At 72.4% G+C, this 19,830-nt stretch carries 14 protein-coding genes; 12 read left to right on the top strand and 2 right to left on the bottom strand.

The window, feature by feature from the left end; genetic code table 11:
- The first annotated feature begins 221 nt into the window (after positions 1 to 221).
- The 9 genes from ACLB9X_RS05985 (at position 222) to ACLB9X_RS06025 (ending at position 14,307) form a co-directional block, all read left to right on the top strand.
- On the top strand, positions 222 to 4,160 hold the full coding sequence (locus ACLB9X_RS05985) for a CARDB domain-containing protein (RefSeq protein WP_410359183.1): 3,939 nt from the start codon (positions 222 to 224) through the stop codon (positions 4,158 to 4,160).
- A gap of 7 nt (positions 4,161 to 4,167) precedes the next feature.
- Entirely contained in the window at positions 4,168 to 4,833 is a 666-nt protein-coding gene (locus ACLB9X_RS05990) for a DUF4255 domain-containing protein (RefSeq protein WP_410359184.1), read from the top strand.
- Positions 4,833 to 6,854, top strand: coding sequence for an ATP-binding protein (locus ACLB9X_RS05995; RefSeq protein ID WP_410359185.1), 2,022 nt, complete (start codon positions 4,833 to 4,835; stop codon positions 6,852 to 6,854). The genes ACLB9X_RS05990 and ACLB9X_RS05995 overlap by 1 nt, the downstream gene beginning before the upstream one ends.
- A 149-nt stretch (positions 6,855 to 7,003) precedes the next feature.
- On the top strand, positions 7,004 to 7,717 hold the full coding sequence (locus tag ACLB9X_RS06000; RefSeq protein WP_410359186.1) for a DUF4157 domain-containing protein: 714 nt from the start codon (positions 7,004 to 7,006) through the stop codon (positions 7,715 to 7,717).
- Positions 7,718 to 7,923: 206 nt separating this feature from the next.
- Positions 7,924 to 11,427 carry a hypothetical protein gene (locus tag ACLB9X_RS06005; protein ID WP_410359187.1) on the top strand — a complete coding sequence of 1,168 codons (3,504 nt, stop codon included), beginning with the start codon at positions 7,924 to 7,926 and terminating at the stop codon, positions 11,425 to 11,427.
- A gap of 167 nt (positions 11,428 to 11,594) precedes the next feature.
- Positions 11,595 to 13,178 (top strand): phage tail sheath family protein, encoded by a 1,584-nt coding sequence (locus tag ACLB9X_RS06010; protein WP_410359188.1) that lies wholly within the window; start codon positions 11,595 to 11,597, stop codon positions 13,176 to 13,178.
- Between the two features lie 40 nt (positions 13,179 to 13,218).
- Positions 13,219 to 13,662 (top strand): phage tail protein, encoded by a 444-nt coding sequence (locus tag ACLB9X_RS06015; RefSeq protein WP_100110404.1) that lies wholly within the window; start codon positions 13,219 to 13,221, stop codon positions 13,660 to 13,662.
- Positions 13,663 to 13,669: 7 nt separating this feature from the next.
- On the top strand, positions 13,670 to 14,155 hold the full coding sequence (locus ACLB9X_RS06020) for a hypothetical protein (protein WP_410359189.1): 486 nt from the start codon (positions 13,670 to 13,672) through the stop codon (positions 14,153 to 14,155).
- Positions 14,152 to 14,307 carry a DUF6760 family protein gene (locus ACLB9X_RS06025; protein ID WP_410359190.1) on the top strand — a complete coding sequence of 52 codons (156 nt, stop codon included), beginning with the start codon at positions 14,152 to 14,154 and terminating at the stop codon, positions 14,305 to 14,307. The genes ACLB9X_RS06020 and ACLB9X_RS06025 overlap by 4 nt, the downstream gene beginning before the upstream one ends.
- Before the next feature lie 1,641 nt (positions 14,308 to 15,948).
- Here the strand turns inward: ACLB9X_RS06025 and ACLB9X_RS06030 are convergent.
- Together ACLB9X_RS06030 and ACLB9X_RS06035 are read right to left on the bottom strand one after the other, a co-directional pair.
- The gene (locus tag ACLB9X_RS06030; RefSeq protein ID WP_410359191.1) at positions 15,949 to 16,230 is read right to left on the bottom strand and encodes a hypothetical protein; all 282 of its coding nucleotides are present in this window, start codon (positions 16,228 to 16,230) and stop codon (positions 15,949 to 15,951) included.
- A 244-nt stretch (positions 16,231 to 16,474) separates the two neighbouring features.
- Positions 16,475 to 16,702, bottom strand: a complete 228-nt coding sequence (locus tag ACLB9X_RS06035; RefSeq protein ID WP_410359192.1) for a hypothetical protein — start codon at positions 16,700 to 16,702, stop codon at positions 16,475 to 16,477.
- Between the two features lie 39 nt (positions 16,703 to 16,741).
- Between ACLB9X_RS06035 and ACLB9X_RS06040 the strand changes: the two genes are divergently transcribed.
- From ACLB9X_RS06040 to ACLB9X_RS06050, 3 genes are read left to right on the top strand one after another with little or no spacing between them, the layout of a single operon-like run.
- Positions 16,742 to 17,182 (top strand): phage tail protein, encoded by a 441-nt coding sequence (locus ACLB9X_RS06040; RefSeq protein WP_410359193.1) that lies wholly within the window; start codon positions 16,742 to 16,744, stop codon positions 17,180 to 17,182.
- Between the two features lie 5 nt (positions 17,183 to 17,187).
- Positions 17,188 to 17,970 carry a LysM peptidoglycan-binding domain-containing protein gene (locus ACLB9X_RS06045; protein ID WP_410359194.1) on the top strand — a complete coding sequence of 261 codons (783 nt, stop codon included), beginning with the start codon at positions 17,188 to 17,190 and terminating at the stop codon, positions 17,968 to 17,970.
- Complete coding sequence (locus tag ACLB9X_RS06050; protein WP_410359195.1) at positions 17,960 to 19,813, top strand: VgrG-related protein; 1,854 nt, start codon at positions 17,960 to 17,962, stop codon at positions 19,811 to 19,813. The genes ACLB9X_RS06045 and ACLB9X_RS06050 overlap by 11 nt, the downstream gene beginning before the upstream one ends.
- Positions 19,814 to 19,830: the final 17 nt, after the last annotated feature.

A 19,830-nucleotide genomic window follows, 5' to 3' on the forward strand; every position in this document is an offset into this window, starting at 1 on the left:
GCAGTCGGGGCTACCCCGACCCGTGCCCCTTCTCGGGCTGCCTGCGGGGTGCGCTTCCGACAGGGTCGTTCTGAGGAGGGCTGTCCGGATGCTGTCGGCGCCGTCCCGGGGGCATCCCTGGGAGGCGCGGGGGAAACGTCCGGCGGACGCGCGTGCTTGAAGGTGTTTTCCGCTCCGTCCGGGGGCGGCGAGGGCTGGGTCTGCTGCTCGCCATGGTGCTCGTGAGTGCGACGCCTGCCGCGGGCACCGCCGTCACGGCTGCCGACCCCCCGCCCGCGCCGGCCGCCGACGAACTCCCGCCGGATCCGGGCCGGATCGCCTACGTCGGCGACGGCCCGCATCGCAGCGTGGCCACGATCGGGCCGCGCGGCGCCCTTGCGCCACTGCTGCCACCCGGCGCGGCGGGCAACGACTGCCAGGCATCGGCACGCGGCGACGACATGGTCTGGGTCAGCGACCGCAGCGGTACGGGCGAGGGACTGTTCCGACGCACCGGTGACGGGCCGGTGACCGCGGTCGTGTACCTGGACGGCCGGCGGCTGGCCGATCCCGTGCTGTCCCCCGACCGGCGTTGGATCGCCTTCGTGTCATGGGAGAACGACGGCGGCGAGGGCAGCCGCACGTCGGCCGATCGCTGCGACGACACCCGTGGCCGGTTCGGCGGTACGCAGCCCTCCGTGTGGGTCGTCCGCACGGACGGCACCGGGCTGCGCGAGGCCGTCAGCGACGCGGACTGGGCTGACTGGTCTCCTGACGGCACGGAGTTCGTCTTCACGCGGCAGGAGCGGGCCTACCGCAGGACCGTGGCCGCCGGCGGTGCGGAGGTCCCGGTCTCGTACGGGCGGACTCCGGCGGCCAGGCCGGTCTGGGAGCCCGCGGTCCCGGGCGGCAGGGACCGGATCGCGTACATCACCCGCACCGACGAGGACGAGCAGGCGCTCGCCACCGTCCCCGCGGCCGGCCGCGGGGAGACGCGGGCCGACATCCTGGCGGTCGGGGAGAGCCGTCAGGATGCGCGACACGGCGCCGCGTGGAAGCCCGACGGCACGGAGCTGGTGTTCCTGTCCGGTGAGCCGTACCTCGTCGACGCCAGGTCCGAGGCCTGTGGCACCTGCCGGGGCACGCCGCTGTTCGACCCGTACGAGGTCGTGGGGTACGAGACGGAGAACGTCGGCTGGCACACCCCGGCCGGGGGCGAGCCCGTCGTCATGGTGTCCGGCAAGGATCCGGAGGACTTCAACATCGAGAGCCAGCGGGCCGCCGTACCGCTGGACCGGCTCGAACTGCAGGCCGCACAGGGCGAGGAGAGCGCCCTGTCCGATCCCGCGTACGCGCCGGACGGGCGCAGGACGGCCTTCGTACGGACCACCGGGCGGCCGGACGCCCCCGACACCCAGCGGATCCTCGTGGGGGACGAGCTCGGGCTGGCCCGGGCCGTCCCGCTGAGGTACGACGGGATGGGCGCGAGCGAGCTACAGGAGCGGCCGGCCTGGTCCCCGGACGGCACCAAGCTGGCCTTCGCCCGCTCGGCGCCTCCCACCCCCCGCGACCCGTATCCGGATGCGCGAATCGTGGTCGTGGACGTCTCCCGGGGACCGCAGGACGGACAGCTGCTCCATGTCGTACCGGAGCCGACGAGGCCCGGATTCGTGTGCTACTCGGACGATCGCGACCCGACCTGGTCACCGGACGGCGGCAAGCTCGCCTTCTCGCGGTGGAGTTACTGCGGGGGGATCAACGCGGTTCCGGGACAACCGCTGAGGGGGCCCGCCCCGGGTGGCGCCAGGACGGCCGTCGACAGCGGCGGTACGTCGGACGGCAGCGGGCCTCCCGTCGGTGATGGGCCGCCTTCGCATGACGGCGCCGGAACCTCCGACGGTCCCCTCCGGCTCCAGGAGGACACCCGCGACCGCCACATCTGGACCGCCGGGGCGATGCCGAGCGGTGGCGGGCAGTTCGACGTGTCGGCCGCGCAGTGCGGCAGCCCCGCCTGCCGCGTGGTCGACGTACGGCCCGCCTACCGGCCCGGAACCGGCAGCATCGCCTTCGTCCGCCAGACCGCCGTGCCCATCGAGCCGGGCCTGCGTGCCGCACCCCTCTCGGGCTACGAAGGGCCGCGGATGGTGCTGGAGACGGGGGACGACGGCTCCCGCTGCCGGGGGCTCGTGCCCTTCGGCGACGCATGCCCTCTCGCCGTGCCCGCGCCCGACGGCGAAGGGCCGGGATACGACATGCCCGACAACCCCGCCTGGTCGCCCGACGGCCGCCGGCTGGCCGTCGACGTGGCGGTGGCCGGCGGGGACTCGGTGCCCGACCGCCGGATCAGGGTGGTCGACCCGGCGAACGGCCGGGGAGAGACGCTGCCCGGCAAGCTCGACAACGGACAGCAGCAGCCCACCTGGAAGCCGAGCGCCGACCTGCGAGTCCACCTCACCACCCACGACTCGCCGCTGATGCTGGGCGACACCGGCACGATCGTCCTCGTCGTGCGGAACCACGGCGTCGCCGACGCGCCGCGGACCAAGGTCCGCGTCGAGCTGCCGACCGGCCTGGACTTCGTCGCGCCGTCCGGTCCGGCGGGCGCCTGCGCGGCCGATCCGGCCGACGCCCGGCGCCTGGTGTGCGACATGGGCGTGCTGACGTCCGGCACCGAGATGCGGATCGAGCTGCGCGTGAAGGGCGTGGCACCGGGCGCACAGACGATCACAGCGACCGCGGAGAGCGGCCTGACGGACCATCAGCCGCAGGACAACGCCGAGGAGCTGGCCGTCCAGGTCGTGGTCCCGGACCTGGCGGTCACCGCCACGGCCACTCCACCGGTCATCACGATCCGCGAGCGGTCGACCGTCGAGTTCACGGTCCGCAACACCGGCACCGCGACCGCCGGGAACGTCCGGCTCACGCCGACCGTCCCGCCCGGCCTCACGCTCGTGTCCGGCATGCAATGCCCGGCTGCGGGCTGCGACCTGGGCAGCATCGCTCCCGGCGCGGAGAAGAAGGTCGCCCTCGTCTACACGGCCCGGAACGCCTTCTCCGGCACGATCGAGGGCAGGGCGACCGCGACCACGCCGGACATCGACCCCGACAACGACCGCGCGTCGGTGGACCTGACCGTCGTCGACCCCCGGATGCCCGACCCGGCCGTCTCCGTGACCGCGACGCCCTCCCGGATGCCGGCCGGTGACCGGTCGACCATCGTCTACACCGTACGGAACCTCGGCGACGCCCCCGCGAAGTCGGTGCTGCTGACGCCCGTACTGCCGAGCGGGCTGACCGTCGTCACCGCCACACCCGCCTGCGCCGCCACCGGCTGCCCCCTCGGGGACCTGGCGCCGGGAGCCACGGTGAGCGTGACCCGGGTGGTGACCGCGAGCAACGCCCTGCGTGGATCGGTCGCCGGTACGGTCACGACGCCCGGCCCCGACACCAACCCGGGGAACAACTCCGCCTCGGCCCCGCTGACCGTGGACGAGCGGCCGCCGCCCCCGCGGCGCTCCGCGGACCCGTCCGCGTCCGTGACCGCCGGGCCGCGCACGGCGTACTCGGGCGGCCGGATCACCGCCGAGGTGACCGTCCGAAACGGCGGGCCGGTCACCGCGACCGGGCTGACGCTGAAGGTCGTCGTGCCGCCCGGGCTCCGGATCGTGTCGGTGTCCCGGCCGCCGTGCCTCACCGTGGACGGTTGCGCCCTCGGGGACCTGGCGCCCGCGGCCCGCGCCACCGTACGGCTGCAGTTGGCGGCGGACCGGGCACTGACCGGGGTGATCACGGCGACGGTCACCACAACGGGCTCGGACAGCAACCCCGGCAACAACACGGCGAGCGCACCGCTGACCGTGCGCCGGCCCGCGCTCCGGCTCAGCCCCGAGCTGGGACCGCCCGGTGCGGTCACCCAGGCCCTCGGCAGTTCCTTCCCGCCCGGGGCGACGGTCCGGCTGCGCTGGAGCGAGGGCGTGACGGCGGCGTCCGCGCCGGTGGTGGTCCGGGCGGACGGGACCTTCTCGGCCCCGGTGCTCGTCCTCGTACAGGACGCGCTGGGGCCGCGGGAACTGCGGGCGACGCACGACGCGGTGCCCGTGCCGCTGTTCCGCGCAGTGAAGGCCGAGTACCTGGTGGTGCCCGGCGTGCTGCAGCCGTCCGACTTCCAGTGGCGCAGGTGATTCGGACATGATCCATGAAGTGGACGAGGCACTGCGGGATCTGGTGCGGGCAGAAGCGGTGGGGGAGGGTGCGGACGTCGAGGTCGTCTTCGACGCGCCCACCCGGGAGTGGGCGGCCCGGCGCAACACGCCCACCGTGAACCTGTACCTGTACGACATCCGCGAGGACCTGCGGCGACGCTCTCGCGGCCGGCAGAACATCTACGACGAGCAGGGCCGGGTCACGGCCCGGACCCTGCCGCCCCGTTACTTCAAGCTCTCGTACCTGATCAGTGCGTGGACCCAGCGGCCGGAGGACGAACACCGGCTGCTGTCCGCCCTGTTGGCGTGCCTTCTCCGGCACGACGCACTGCCGGCCGGGCGGCTGGGGCCCGAACTGACGGCGACAGGGCTGCCGGTGCCGGTTTCCATCGCGCTGCCGCCGCCCGAGGACCGGGCGTTCGCGGATGTGTGGTCGGCGCTGGGAGGGGAGCTGAAGCCTTCGCTCGACGTGGTGGTGAGCACGCCCGTCACCACGGCGCCGGTCTACCCGGCGGGGCCGCCGGTGGAGGAGGGGCTGGCACTCGACCTGTCGGACATCCATGCGCCGGTCGCGCCCCCGGCGTCCGTACCGGTCCCGGCCCCGCGTGGCCCGCGACGCGCGCGCCGCCCGGGCGACCGGACGGGAGCCTGATGGACCATCTGCTGGGACGGCTCGGGATCGTCGAGGCACGGGTACGCCGGGCAGTGCAGGCACGACGGGCCGTGGACCCGGAGGCGGACGACCCCTTCCGGGGCCTGTACCTGTCGGAGGACGCTGTCCTGCGGATCCTGGACGAGCCGCAGACCGTGCCGAGGCCGGACGACCCGGGGGACGTGCCCGAACGGGAGGCGCTGGAGCGGGCCGCCGAGTCCTCCCGGCTCACCGCGCTCCAACGGAACTTCGGCCTGACGCCGCTGGACGTGGAGCTGCTGCTGATCGCGCTGGCACCGGACCTCGACCGCCGGTTCGAGCAGCTCTACGGCTATCTCAACGATGACGTGACGCGCCGGCGGCCGACGATCGGGCTGGCCTTGGGCCTGTGCGGGGTGGCCGCGGTCTCCGCCGGGGCGCGGGCCCGGCTGGCGGCCGACGCACCGCTGGTGGAGCGTGGCCTGCTGCTCGTCGAGGAGTCGGAACGCCCCTTCCTCGGCCGGTCGTTGCGGGTCCCCGACCGGGTCACCAGCAATCTGCTGGGTGATGACGCCATGGACCCGGTACTGGCGGAGGTGATGCGCCCGGTGCCGGCCGGGGTCCTGCCCGACGGGGTCCTGGGCGATCTGCCGGAGCGGCTCGCCGGTGCCGTACGGGAGGCGATCTCGCCCGTGTATCTACGGGAGCCCGCCGGCGGCACCGCGCAGGAGCTGGCCGCCGACGCCCTGGCCGGGGCGGGGCGCAGGGCGTTCGCCCTGGACCTGGCGCGGCTGGCCCGGCAGACCGGCGCCGAGGCGCTGGTCCGCGCGGCCGGCCGGGAGGCCGCGCTGGCAGGTGCGGGCCTGATCGCCGCGCCGGTGGAAGCGCTGGCAGAGCGACTGGAGCTGCTGCGGGCCCTGGCCGGGCTGCCCGTACCGGTACTGCTGGCAGGCCAGGCGGGCTGGGACCCGCAGTGGTCGGACGGCACGCCCCTGCTGGTGGAGGTCGGACGGCTGGGTGCCGCGGCGCGGGCGGCGCTGTGGCGGCAGGTGCTGGAGGACGGGAGCACGGGGGACGCCGTGGCGGCCTTCGTCCTCACCCCCGAGCAAATGCGGCGCGCGGCGTCGGTGGCACGGCAGCAGGCGGTTCTGTGGCGCGGCCCGGTGGGCGAGGCGGAACTGCTCCACGGGGCGCGGGCCCAGAGCACCTCCGGTCTGGAGCGGCTCGCCCGCCGGATCCAGCCTGCGGTCGGCTGGGACGACCTCGTCCTCCCCCCGGGCGTACTGGGCCAGCTGCGGGAGCTGGCAGCGCGGGCCAGGCACCGGGACCGGGTGCTGGGGGACTGGGCGATGCGGCCGGGCGGCGGGCGCGGACGCGGAGTGATGGCGCTCTTCGCCGGCGACTCGGGCACCGGCAAGACGATGTCGGCGGAGGTCATCGCGGGGGCGCTGGGCCTGGACCTGTACACCGTCGATCTGGCGACGGTCGTGGACAAGTACGTGGGGGAGACGGAGAAGAACCTGGAACGGATCTTCACGGAGGCGGCGGGCGTCAACGGGGTGCTCCTCTTCGACGAGGCGGACGCGGTCTTCGGCAAGCGTTCCGAGGTGAAGGACGCACACGACCGCTACGCCAACGTGGAGAGCGCGTATCTGCTGCAGCGGATGGAGACCTTCGACGGACTGGCGGTGCTGGCGACGAACCTGCGGGCGAACCTGGACGAGGCGTTCACGCGCCGCCTGGACCTGGTGGTGGACTTTCCGCTGCCGGACGCCGAGCAGCGAGAGGCGCTGTGGGACCGCTGCCTGGGCACGGCACTCCCCCGAGCCGACGACATCGACCTGGCCTTCTGCGGCAGGGCGTTCGAGCTGGCAGGTGGCGACATCCGCTCCGCGGCCGTCACGGCGGCCTACCTGGCGGCGGAGGCTGAGCGTCCGGTCTCGATGGTGGATCTGGTGGCAGCGGTGGCGAGGGAGTACCGGAAGCTGGGCCGACTGTGCCTGGAGAGCGAGTTCGGGCCGTATGTGGGCCTTGTGCGGTAGCCGTCGCCCCGTGCTGCTTCCCGAAGGGGCAGTCGGCCCTGCCCCCGGAGGGCACCGGAGGTCCCTGTCCGACGGACGCCGTACGGCGGATGGTGACAGGTGAGCCAGGCGACCGAGCCCTCACAGCGGCACCCGGGTCAGGGGGAGAGATGCAGGGACACGAACACGGCCACGAGCACGACGCGGAGTTCGCGGCCGGTCCACGGCCGAAGGCCGAGCAGGACCAGGGGGGCGTCCCGGACGCCCTGCTGCTCAAGGCGGCGGCCGGCGGGCGGGCCGATGTGCTGGGCCCCGGCGGGATGCTGCGGCTGCAACGTGCCCTCGGCAACAGCGGTGTCGGGGCCGTCGTGCAGCGCTTCCCCGTGCACGACGTGGTGAACTCCGGTGGCGGCAGGCCCCTCGATGCCGAGGTCCGCACCGACATGGAGGCCCGGCTCGGGCACGACTTCGGCGACGTACGGGTTCACACGGACTCCGCCGCGCATGAATCGGCGAAGTCCGTCAACGCCCATGCCTACACGGTCGGTTCGCACGTCGTGTTCCAGCGGGACGCCTATGATCCCGGTTCGCATCAGGGGCGTACCACCCTGGCGCACGAGCTGACGCATGTCGTGCAGCAGCGGTCGGGTCCGGTGGACGGCACCGAGACCGCCGGGGGCATCAAGGTCAGCGATCCGTCCGACCGGTTCGAGCGGGAGGCCGTGGCCAACGCCGAGCGGGTGATGGCCGCCCCGGCTCCCGCGGCCCCCGCCGCCCCCCTGCAGCGGGAGGCCGCAGAGGGCCAGGAGGCTTCCGTGCAGGGCATGTTCGTGCAGCGCGCTGCGGCCGAGGAGGCCGAAGAGGACGAGGCCCCGGCGGAGTAGCGGTGAAGGCCACAGTGGACCGGGCCGCCGGGGACGAGCCCGCACGGGAGACCAAGGCGCCGTTGCACCGGGCTCCGGAGGCGGGCCCGGGTTCAGCCGCCCGACCCCGTGCACTGGACCCACGAGCGGTCCAGCGGCTGCAGGCCCGAGCGGGGAACGCCGCCGTGGCCCGGCTCGTGGCGAAGCCGCGGCCTGCGACCGCGCCCGTGGCAGCGCCCGTGGCAGCGCCCGCGACCGCGCCCGCGACAGTGCCGGCGACCGCGACCGCGCCCGCGACCGCGACCGCGCCCGTGCAGCGGCTGGACTCCGGTGCCGCGCTGCCCGTGGCCCCCACCGGCCTGAAGCCGGAGACGGACCCGCGCTTCCAGAAGGTCGCCGGGGACATCCGGGCCAAGAAGAACGCCCTGGCCGCCCATCCGAGCACCTCGTCCCAGGTGAAGGCCGCGAAGGACGCGGCGAAGCCACCCGGGGACGACAAGGAGGCACAGGCCAAGGCGGCGCAGGCCGGGGAGATGGGCGCGGCGAAGCCCGGCACCTTCGACAAGGAGGCCTTCGTCGCGGCCGTGTCCGCCGCGATCGCGGCGAAGGCGCCCAAGACCCTGGACGAGGCGGACACGTTCACCCAGTCGGGGAAGACCGACGAGATCAAGTCCCAGGTCTCCGGGCAGGTGAAGACCGGCAAGGAAGGCTCCGCCAAGGACATCACCGAGAAGACCGCCAAGGCTCCCGACGAGTCGAAGGCCGTCGAGAAACCGGTCACTCCGCTGCCGGGGCAGCCCGCACCGCCCACGCTCGCGGCCCCGGACCCCAAGGCCGCCGCGGTGGCCAAGGCCCCTCCCGAGCAGACCGATTTGAGCACGGGGCCCAAGGAGACCGACGCCATGATGGCGGAGGCCAAGGTCACCCCCGAGCAACTGGCCCACTCCAACGAGCCGCAGTTCAAGGAGGCGCTGGACGCCAAGAAGGAATCCGACACGCACGCGGCGACCGCCCCTGCGGAGTTCCGGACGAAGGAGGCCGTCCGTGTCGCCGCCGAACAGGGCGGCGCGGCCGCCGCCGGCCCGGTCGGGATGCAGGCCATGACGGCGGCGAAGGCGGGCGCCGCCCAGCAGGTGGCGGCGGGCCAGGGCAGCGCGCAGTCCAAGGAGGAGCAGGAGCGGGCACGCGTCGCGGCGGAGATCAAGGGGATCTTCGACGCGACGAAGAAGGAGGTCGAGGGCATCCTCGGCGCCCTCGACACCGAGGTCGAGACGGCCTTCGACAACGGACAGAAGGCGGCGAAGGCGGCCTTCGACGCCGACCACCAGACCAAGATGAAGGCCTGGAAGGACGAGCGCTACTCCGGCATCACGGGTGCGGCCCGCTGGCTCGCCGACGCGGTCCTGGACCCGCCGCCACGCGCCAACCAGATCTTCGCCGAGGCCCGACTGGTCTACGAGCGCGAGATGCGCGCGGTCATCTCGAACATCGCGGACCTGATCGGCAAGCGGCTGGCCGACGCGTCGAACGCGATCGCGCGGGGCAAGCAGAAGATCGCCGACAAGGTCGCCGAACAGCCCGCGAGTCTGCGGAGGTTCGCCCAGCAGGCGGCGAACGACATCGGCGGGGAGTTCCAGCAGCTCGAGTCCTCGGTCTCGGAGAAGTCGCAGTCGCTGGTGCAGGATCTCGCGGACAAGTATGTCGCGGCGCGAGGCGAACTCGACGAGGAGATCAAGAAGCTCCAGGAGGAGAACAAGGGCCTGCTGAGCAAGGCGAAGGACGCGGTCGCGGGCACGATCGAGACCGTCCTGAAGCTCAAGGACATGCTCCTGGGCGTGCTGGCCCGGGCCGCTGGCGCCATCGACAAGATCATCTCCAACCCGATCGGCTTCCTCGGCAATCTCGTCAACGCGGTCAAGGCGGGCGTGACCGGCTTCGCCGCCCGCATCGGCGAGCACCTCAAGAACGGCCTCAAGCAGTGGCTGTTCGGCCAGCTCTCGGCCGGCGGCATCGAGATCCCGGAGACGTTCGACGCCAAGGGCATCCTCAAGCTCATCCTCTCCATCCTCGGCCTGACCTGGGCCAACATCCGCGCCCGCATCGTGGCCCGGATCGGCGAGCGCGCGATGGGCGCGCTGGAGACCGGCTTCGAGATGGTCAAGGTCCTGGTGACGGAGGGCGTCGGCGGCCTGTGGAAGTGGATCGTCGAGAAGCTGTCCGACCTCAAGGACACGGTCATCGGCGCGATCAAGGACTTCGTGACCGAGAAGATCGTCACGGCGGGCATCACCTGGATCCTCTCGATGCTGAACCCGGCGTCGGCGTTCGTGCGGGCCTGCAAGGCGATCTACGACGTGGTGATGTTCTTCGTGAACCGCGCGGCGCAGATCAAGAGCTTCGTCGACTCCGTCCTCGACTCCATCGAGGGCATCGCACGGGGCGGCGGCGGAGGCGTCCCGGCCCTGATCGAACAGAGCCTGGCGAAGGCGGTCCCGGTCGTCCTGGACTTCCTGGCCAGTCTGCTGGGCCTGGGCGGCATCTCGGCGAAGATCAAGGAGATCCTGCAGAAGGTCCAGGCGCCGGTGATGAAGGCGGTCGACTGGGTCATCGACAAGATCGTCACCGCGGGCAAGAAGGTCCTGAGCAGCCTCAAGTCGAAGGTCCAGGGCGGCGACGACAGTCCCGAGGGCAAGAAGGCCCGCCTGGACAAGGGCCTCGCGGCGGCCCTCACGGTCGTCAACCGCTATGCCGGCCGGCCCATGCCCAGGCTGGTGGCGCGGTCGGCCTTCGGAGCGATCAAGCTCAAGTACGGCATGAAGAGCCTGGAGCTCGTGGAGGCCGGGCGTAAGTGGGCGATCCGGGGCGAGGTGAACCCCACCGAAACCGTGGTGGCGGAAGCCCTGACGGAGGAGCAGCAGGCAGCGGGCATGCTGGCCGCCGGGGATGCGAGCCTCGAGACCAAGGTCCGCACGCTCAGGGAGAAGCTCACAGCGGCCGAGACCGATCGCGACGGCAAGCAGGCCAGCTGGCACGGCCGCAAGTCGCAGATCGAGGCCGTCAAAGCGCGCAGGGACGCGCTGCCCCAGGGGGCCGAGCGGCAGGCCGCGCAGCAGGAGTACCTGGCGCTGTGCCAGAACCAGCGCGCCGATCTGACCGAGATCGAGGAACTCGAGCGGGAGGTGAAGCACTGGAAGGACGCGGTCGGTACGGCCGTGGCCGACCAGGAGAAGAACCGTGTTGCTTCCTTCTCGGCCCTCGTCGCGCGACTGCGCGCGGCCAGCGCCTTCAAGGACGCCAACACAGCGGTGAGCGAGGTGGCGGAGAAGAAGGGAGAGGACTTCCTCGGGGCCATCATGCAGAGGCCCGGCGAGCCCGCCGATCCGATGACGGCCGAGCACATCTTCCCGATGTACTGGATCTCGCGACTGGTATGGCAGCCGAGTGGCGGTGCCCTCAAACCCATCGGCTTCGTGCAACTGGACCGCGAGCACCAGCTCGCGATCTCCACGCATGCCAACAACCTCGTCCCGCTCCGGCGCAGCGTCAACAGCGCACGTCAGGAGCGCTCTTGGCGCTCGATGAAGGGTCAGATCCTGAGCACCCCCAATCTCAAGGACCTGCCGGGCATCGCCGTCAAGATCGATGACCTGATCCGCCGCGAGGGCGAGATGGAGACCTTCCTGCGCAACGAGGTGGGCCGCCTGGGCCGCCTCCAGGGTCTGGGCCGCTGACCGGCGGGGTTCGGGGCGGGCCATGGGCATCGGCCTCGGCGGAAGGCCGCAGGTTCTGCCCGAAGGGGCACCCCGGGATTCCCCCAGGGCCGTACGACAGGTCATGACCTTGAAGGGGCACGCGGCGCACGCTGGGGGCGACCGTTACGTCCCAGGGGAGGGCCAGGATGCCGTCGTACAAGTCACCAGGCGTCTACGTCGAAGAGGTCGAGGCCGGCTCGCGCCCGATCGAAGGCGTCGGGACCGCCGTGGCCGCCTTCGTCGGGCTGGCGGCCGAGGGGCCGTGCAACACGCCGACCCTGGTGACGAACTGGAGCCAGTTCACCGCCACCTACGGGGACTTCATCGAGGGGTCGTACCTGGCCCATGCCGTCTACGCCTACTTCCTCAACGGGGGCGGGACCTGTTACGTCGTACGGATCGGCGGGGACAGTGGGCCGGCCGCCCAGGAGCCGCGGCCCGCGGCCGCCGCCGGGAAGCGGGGGAAGACCGGGGCGCTCCCTGCAGGCCCGCGCACCGCCCTCGGCGGGTTCCAGGTCGCCGCCCTGGAAGGCACGGACGAGGGGATCGCCGTCGAGGTCGCGGACGCCAAGGGCGAGTCGCCGGGCGAGGACGCCTTCACGCTGAACGTGAAGCGCGCGGACCGGGTCGAGGAGACCTGGGAGGTCTCGGCCAAGCGGAGCCAGCGCAACTACGTGGTGACGGTGGTACGCGACAAGTCGCGGCTGATCACCGTGGAGGATGCCGGGCCCGCGCAGGCGCTGGGCCGGCCCGAGAACCAGACGGTCGGTCTCGCCCCGGCGCCCGCACCCGCGGCGGTGCCCGCCGTCCCCACGGCACTCAGCACTGCCGACTACGTGGGAAGTGCGGACGAACGCACCGGGTTCGGCGGTCTGCAGACCGTCGACGAGATCACCATGCTGGCCGTCCCGGACCTGATGAGCGCTTACCAGCAGGGCGCGCTGGGCGCCGAGGGGGTCAAGGCCGTCCAGCTGGAGATGATCGCCCACTGTGAGCTGATGGGGAACCGCGTCGCGATCATCGACCCGCTGCCCGACCTCTCGCCGCAGCGGGTCAAGGACTGGCGCACGACGGAGGCGGGATACGACTCCAAGTACGCTGCCCTGTACTACCCCTGGGTGAAGGTGGCCGACCCCACGGCTCCGAACCAGACGACGTTCATCCCGCCGAGCGGGGCCATGGCGGGCGTATGGGCCAGGAACGACGAGAGCCGCGGCGTGCACAAGGCCCCCGCGAACGAAGTCGTGCGCGGCACCGTGGACCTGGCCGTCCATCTCACCAAGGCCGAGCAGGCGCTGCTCAATCCGATCGGGGTGAACTGCCTCCGCAGCTTCCCGGGACGCGGAATCCGGGTGTGGGGCGCACGCACCCTGTCGTCCGACCCTGCCTGGCGGTACCTCAACGTCCGGCGGCTGTTCAACTACATCGAGGAGTCGATCCTCATCGGCACCCAGTGGGTGGTCTTCGAGCCGAATGACGACGCCCTGTGGGCCCGGATCCGGCGGACCATCTCGGCCTTCCTGGTCAACGAGTGGCGCAGGGGCGCGCTGTTCGGGCTGACGCCCGACGAGGCCTTCTACGTGAAGTGCGACCGCGAGACGAACCCGGCCGAGGGGATCGACGCCGGTGAGGTGGTCTGCGAGATCGGCATCGCGCCCGTGAAGCCGGCCGAGTTCGTGATCTTCCGGCTGGCCCAGTTCTCGGGCGGCACCAGCCTCGTCAACGAGTAGAGCAGCCAAGCAGCGGATGAGCAGGTAAGGGGCGGATGGCATGGCACTGCCGGACATGGACACCTCGGTCGGTCACTCCTTCGGGCTGGAGATCGACGGGGTCGTCATCAAGCAGATCAACGAGGTGACGGGCCTGAAGATGGAGCAGGACGTCATCGAGCTGAAGCAGAACACGGCGGACGGCAAGTACGTGATCAAGAAGCTGCCGGGTCGGCCGAAGGCGGGTGAGGTCACGCTGACGCGCGGTCTGACCGCGGACAACAACTTCGAGAAGTGGATCAAGGACGCCCGGTTCGGGAAGATGGGCACGGCCCGCAAGGGCGGCGCGATCATCGTCTTCGACTACGAAGGCCAGGCGATCAAGCGCTACACCCTGGTGAACGCCTGGCCCAAGAGCCTGGAGATCAGCTCGCTGAAGGCGGGCGACACCAGCGTCCTGACCGAGAAGCTCGTCATCACGTACGAGCAGATGGACGTGGCGTGATCGCCTGATGCGACGGAAGATTGCGCCGACGGCGGCCGCGGCCGACGAGTACGCGGAGGCGGGAGCCGGAACGTCCGAGGCGGTCCGGGCCCCCGCCGGGGTCGGGGGCGGAGCCGACTCCATGCGCACCGAGTTCACCTTCGAACTGCCCCGTGGGTACGTCGACGAGGCGGGGAGCGTGCACCGCAGCGGGGTGATGCGGCTCGCCACCGCCCGCGACGAGCTCGTGCCCCTGCGGGACGACCGGGTACGGGAGAACCCCGCGTATCTGTCGGTCGTGCTGCTCGGGCGGGTGGTGGAGCGGATCGGATCGGTGACGGACATTCATGCGGGTGTCATCGAGGATTTGTTCGCCTCGGATCTGGCGTTCCTCCAGGACTTCTACCGGAGGATCAATGCCGAGGGGCACACCCGGGCGCAGGTGACGTGCCCGTCGTGCGACACGGCCTTCGCGGTCGACCTTGCGGGTGGTGGACGCCTGGGGGAATCGTGACGTACGCGACGGAGCAGCTGTACGACGACGTCGCGTACATCGCCTACCACTTCCACTGGCCGATGGACGTGATCCTCGACCTGGAACACCTGGAGCGGCGCAGGTACGTCGACCAGATCGCCCGGCTGAACCGGTCGGCCGGGGGGCGGTGAGCAAATGGTGTTCGACGCGCTGCGGAGCTGGTGGCGTTCAAGCGCCCCGGCGCCCCAGGCCGGCCCGGCTCCGGATACGGCGCCGGCTGCCGTGCCGCCCCGCGAGACGGATGGCGGCTGGCGCGAACTGGCGGTGCAGCGGCTGACGTTCGGGGGACCGGCGTTGGTGAGTGACCCGGCAGGATTCGGTGACTCACTGGTCTCCTGGCGCGATCCGTCGCTGCAGCGCCGACTGGGGCACGCGGTGCGCGCGGATGCGCCGTCGGGGGTCGTCGGCGGGGTTCTGGAGCCGCGTCCGGGCCCTGCGTTCGTGCAGAGACGGGAGGTGTCGGCAGGGCACATGCCCTGGCACCGGCAGCCGTTGGGGGATGCGGCCGGGGACGCGACACCTGCGGCCGTCCGGCCGGCCGAGTCGGTCGGTTCCGCCGATTCGGTTGATTCGGTCGGGTCGGTCGATTCGGTCGACGAGGCTCCTTCTGTGGCCGTCACGGAGGCGGTCGCCCCCGTAACGCCGGTGGCTCCTGTGGCGGTTCCGCGCGCGCCGCAGCTGTCGCTGACCGTGGCCCGGGTGGTGCAGCCGCCGCTGCGGTCGCTTCCGGTCAGCGCATTGCCGGCGGTTTCGACGATGACGGCGCCGCGCGAGGTGGTGCCGGTACAGCGGGTGGACGGAGCACCGCAGCCGGACCCGGGGCCCGAGTCGGTGGCGGCTTCCGCGGACGTGGAGCACCCCCTGGTGGGGGAACGGCCGGCCGTCGAGGCCGGTCCGGCGGACGCGCGCGCTCCGGTCGCGCCTGTTGCGGTGCAGCGTGCACCGGACGTGGCTCCGCTCGCGGGAGGGGAGTGGCCGACGCCGACGGAGAGTCCGGCGGATCCGCCGGACGCGGGGCACCAGCGTCGGCCGGAGCTCCGGACGGTCGAGGAGGCCGCTGCTGCCGAGATGGTGGCACGGACGCCGGAGCGGCCCTTGATCGGGGAGCAGGCGATGACCTCCGTGGACGCACCGCCCCCGGTGGCACCCGGAGCTGAGGAGCCGTCGGTGCCTCAGGAGCCGGCGTCGGTGTCCCCGCATCTGCCGATGGATGGGCACGTCCAGAACGAGGTGCCTGCCGTACAGCGCTCGGAGGCGGACCCCCCGGCCGCGGTTGCCGAAACGCCGCCGGAGCGCCCGCTGGTGGGGGAGCAGCCGCTCAGCCCTGCGGGCGCTTCACTGCCGGAGACGGTGGAGCACGCTCCGGCCCGGCGGGCCGGACTGGGGGCCCCGCTGCCGTCCGTGCCGGGACCCGCACCTGTCCAGCGCCAGGAGTCACGGCCTCCTGCCCCACCGGGCGCCGCCCCTGTGCCCCGGCGGCTGGGCCTGGGGGCTCCGCTGCCCGCCGTACCCGTACCCGCCCCCGTGCCCGTGTCCCCGCACGCGGCACCGCCGCCTCCGGCCCCGGAGCCGGCGGTGACCGTGTCCGTACCACCGGACGCCCTGGCGGCGGCCGCGCAGGAACCGGCCGCGGTACCCGTGCCTGTGCAGCGCCGGGAGGAGCCGCTGACCGTCGTACGGACGGCCCCGCTTCGGCGGGCCGCCGAGGAGGTGCCCCTGGTGCCGGAGCCGCGACCGGAGCCCGTGGCCGGGCTCGTGGGGGAGCGCGGACTTCAGCTGCGGTCCGCACCCGAGCCGGCGCCGCAGACCGCCCGGACCCCGAGCCCGGAACCCACGGCCGCGCCGCCCGCGACCGTGCCGGTGACCTGGGTACCCTCGCCGCCCTCTCCCACGCCCGTGCAGCGATCGGTGCGGGCCGAGCCGATGGTGCAGTACGACGGGACGGTGGCCGTACCGCCCGCAGCGGTGCCGGTGACCTCGGCGCCCGCGTCCGCTGCTTCCGTACGGCGAGCGGAGCCCATCGCTCCGAGCCCCGTCACCCCGGGTCCCGTCATGTCCGCGGCCGTACCGTCCTGGGCACCGCCGCCCGTGGCCGCGCCGCTGCCCGTGCAGCGATCCACGACGCCCGATACGCCCGCGCTCGTGCCCTGGGAGCCCGTACCCGCGCACGTGCCGGTACAGCGCGTCCCGCTGCCCGAGCCGCCGCCCGGGCCGACCGCACCGGTGTCCTGGGCGCTCCCACCCGCGGCCGTACAGCGCGCGCCCGAGGCGGCACCGGAACCAGCCGCAGCAAGCGAATCAGCACCAGCACCAGCACCGGCACCAGAACCCGAGCCGCCCCCGCCACCTCCCGCCCAGGCGCAGCCCCAGCCACCCGGACCAGCTGCGCCCGCGCCCGCCGCTCCCGGCGGTGCTGAGTCCACCGACGAGCTCGTCCGGCGGCTCGTCGGCCCCCTCGGCCGACTGCTCCGCGCCGAGCTGCGGCTCGACCGGGAACGGGCCGGCGTACGCCTCGATCCCCGTCACTGAACGACGTCAGAACCACCGAACGCCTGAAGGGAAGCCATGGCTCAGAACCAGCAGCCGGACCCCGCCGTGAGCGTGTGCTTCATGGTCGAGATCGACAACATCAACCTCGGGGCGTTCAACAGCTGCGAGGGCCTCGGCTGCGAAGTCGTCATGGAGCAGCGCGAGGAGGGCGGCAACAACGGCTACGTCTGGCAGCTGCCGTCCCGGATCAAGTTCTCCAACATCAAGTTGAGCCGGCCCGTCACCAAGGACACCGAGAAGGTCACCGCCTGGCTGTCCGGCATGATCAACGGAGTAGCCCGCAAGACCGCGCACATCAGCGCGATGACCGTCGAGGGCACCGTCGTGGCCCGGTGGAGCCTGATGGACGTGGTCCCCGTCCGCTGGACCGGGCCGTCCCTCAGCCCGGAGAACGTCAAGGTGGCCACCGAGACCCTCGAGATCGCCCACCACGGCTTTCTCCACGCGGGGAGTTGAGACACATGGCCAACCAGCCGGTCGCGTTCATCGCCACTGCGGCCCCGTCCGGACCCGCCGACCCCAAGGGGAGCGGCGGATCCCGCCCCAAGCTCGAACGGGCCTACTTGGAGCTGCGCCAGCCCCCGGCCGACGGCGGAACGACGACCCCCGGCCCGCGTATGGGACAGATCGACTTCCAGTTCAACCCGAAGGAACTCACCCTCGCCAAGATCGCCAAGTGGGAGCGGAAGACCGCCAAGGGAGCCAAGAAGGCCGGGCCCGCGGAGTTCAAGGGCGCCGGACCGTCCAAGCTCACCCTGGAGATGTTCTTCGACGCCACCGCCAAGCAGGACGACAGCGTGGTGTCGGCCGTCGAGTCGCTGCTGTCCTGCTGTGTGCCCACCGACCAGACCCACCAGAGGCAGCAGGGTGTACCGCCGTGGGTGATCCTCCACTGGGGCGGGCTCACCGGATTCGTGGCCTACGTCAGCCAAGTGCAGGCGAAATACACCCTGTTCACGCCCGGCGGCCTGCCCATCCGGGCCACCTGCCAGGTGACCCTGGAGGAGATCAGCGGGCCCATGCCGGGCCAGAACCCCACCTCCGGCGCGCTCGCCGCCCGTCGGGTGCACCGGGTGGTCTCCGGGGACACGCTCGCGCTGCTGGCCTGGCGGGAGTACGGGGATCCGGCGGCCTGGCGGGACATCGCCGAGGCCAACGGCATCGACGATCCGATGCGCCTGGCGCCCGGGACGGAACTGCTGCTGCCCGCCGCCGAGGAGATCGGGGCCCCGCATGGCCGGTGAGAGCTTCGCCAACTCCCTGGTCGTCGAGGTGAACGGACAGCCGCTGCCCGCGCCCGTGGCCGAACTGATCGTCTCGGCCTACGTCGACGACTCCACCCAGCTGCCCGATCTGTTCGTCGTCCGTTTCCGCGACCCGCACCACCTGGTACTGCCCCGGACAGGGATCACCATCGGCACGCCCATGAGTCTGTACGCACGTGCCGGGGACGACACCCAGCGCCGGCTCCTGATCGCCGGCGAGGTCACGGCCGTCGAGATCGACCTCGACGCCACCGGCACCTTCACCGTGGTCCGCGGGCTCGACCACGCCCATCGGTGCTTCCGCGGCCGCCGCGTCGCCGGATACCGCCAGATGACCGCCTCCGACGTCGCCGTGCAGGTGGCCAAGCGGGCCGGGCTGCCCATCGGCAGGGTCGACGCCACGACCACGGTGTACGAGCACCTGGCCCAGCCGGGCATCACGGACTGGGAGTTCCTGCACCGGCTGGCGGATCTCGCGGGCACCGAAGTCGCCGTCGTCGACGGGAAGTTCACCTTCCGCGATCCGGCGAGGGCCGAGACGGCGCCGGCGACCTCCACCCGGCCGCAGGCCAGCCCCTACGTGCTGGAGTTCGGGCGGAACCTGCTGCGCTGCCATGCCGCGGTCACCGCCGCCGACCAGGTCCAGCAGGTCGAGGCGCGCGGCTGGGACGTGCAGGCCAAGGCCGCGGTCGTCGGCCGGGCTCCCGCCGACCGCAGTGAACGGCTCCAGCTCGGGCTCACCCCGGGCCAGGCCGCCGACCCCTTCGGCACGTCCGTCTTCCTGGCCACGGACACCCCGTACGGCACCCAGGCCGAGGCCGACCAGGCCGCGAAAGTACTCGCCGCCGACCTCGCCGCCTCGTTCGCGGAGCTCGACGCGATCGCCATGGGCATCCCGCAGCTGCGCGCCGGGACGGCGGTCACCCTCGCGGGCGTCGGGGCGCCCTTCGAGGGCAAGTACACGATCTCCGGCAGCCGGCACGTCTTCGACCCGGACACCGGCTACCAGACGTGGATCACGGTCGGTGGTCGCTCCAACCGCTCGCTGTACGGGCTCGCCTCGGGCGGGGGCGGCGGACTCCCGCAGGACCGCATCGGCGGGCTCGTCAACGCGACGGTGACCGACACCCGGGACCCCGAGGGGCGGGGCCGGGTGAAGCTCGCCTTCCCCTGGCTGGACGGGGATTACGTCAGCGACTGGGCCAGGACCGCGGACCTCGGCGGCAAGGGCGGCGGAGGAGTCTTCGGTCCGGAGGTCGGCGACGAAGTGCTGGTCGGCTTCGAACAGGGCCGGGTGGACCACCCCTATGTCATCGGCGGGCTCTACAACGGCCAGGACAAGCCGTCCGAGCACGACTGCGCGCTCGTCGACTCCACGAGCGGGGCCGTCAACCGCCGTTCCCTGGTGACCCGTTCCGGCAACCGGCTGGAGCTGCTCGACGCCGCCAACGGGCCCAAGGGCGTACGCCTGGCGACCGGCGACGGCAAACTCACCCTGCACCTCGACCAGAAGGCCACGTCCGTCACCGTGCACAGCGACGGGAAGGTCGAGATCACCGCGAAGGACAAGGTCACCGTCAGGGCCGAGCAGGGCATCAGCATGGACGCCGGCACCGGGAAGCTCGAACTGTCCGGTCAGTCCGTCCAGGTCACGGCCCGGACCGGGGTCGAGGTCGACGGCGGCGCGGGCGGGGTCAAGCTCCAGACCAGCGGCCAGGTCGATGTCAAGGGCACCACCGTCGGGGTCGACGGGACGGCGAGCACCGAGATCAAGGGCGGGGCCAGCTGCTCGATCAGCGCCGCCCTCGTCCGCATCAACTGAGGATCAACCAGAGATTC

Origin of the sequence: Streptomyces sp. 5K101 (assembly GCF_046506645.1) — a bacterium.
Lineage (GTDB): Bacteria > Actinomycetota > Actinomycetes > Streptomycetales > Streptomycetaceae > Streptomyces.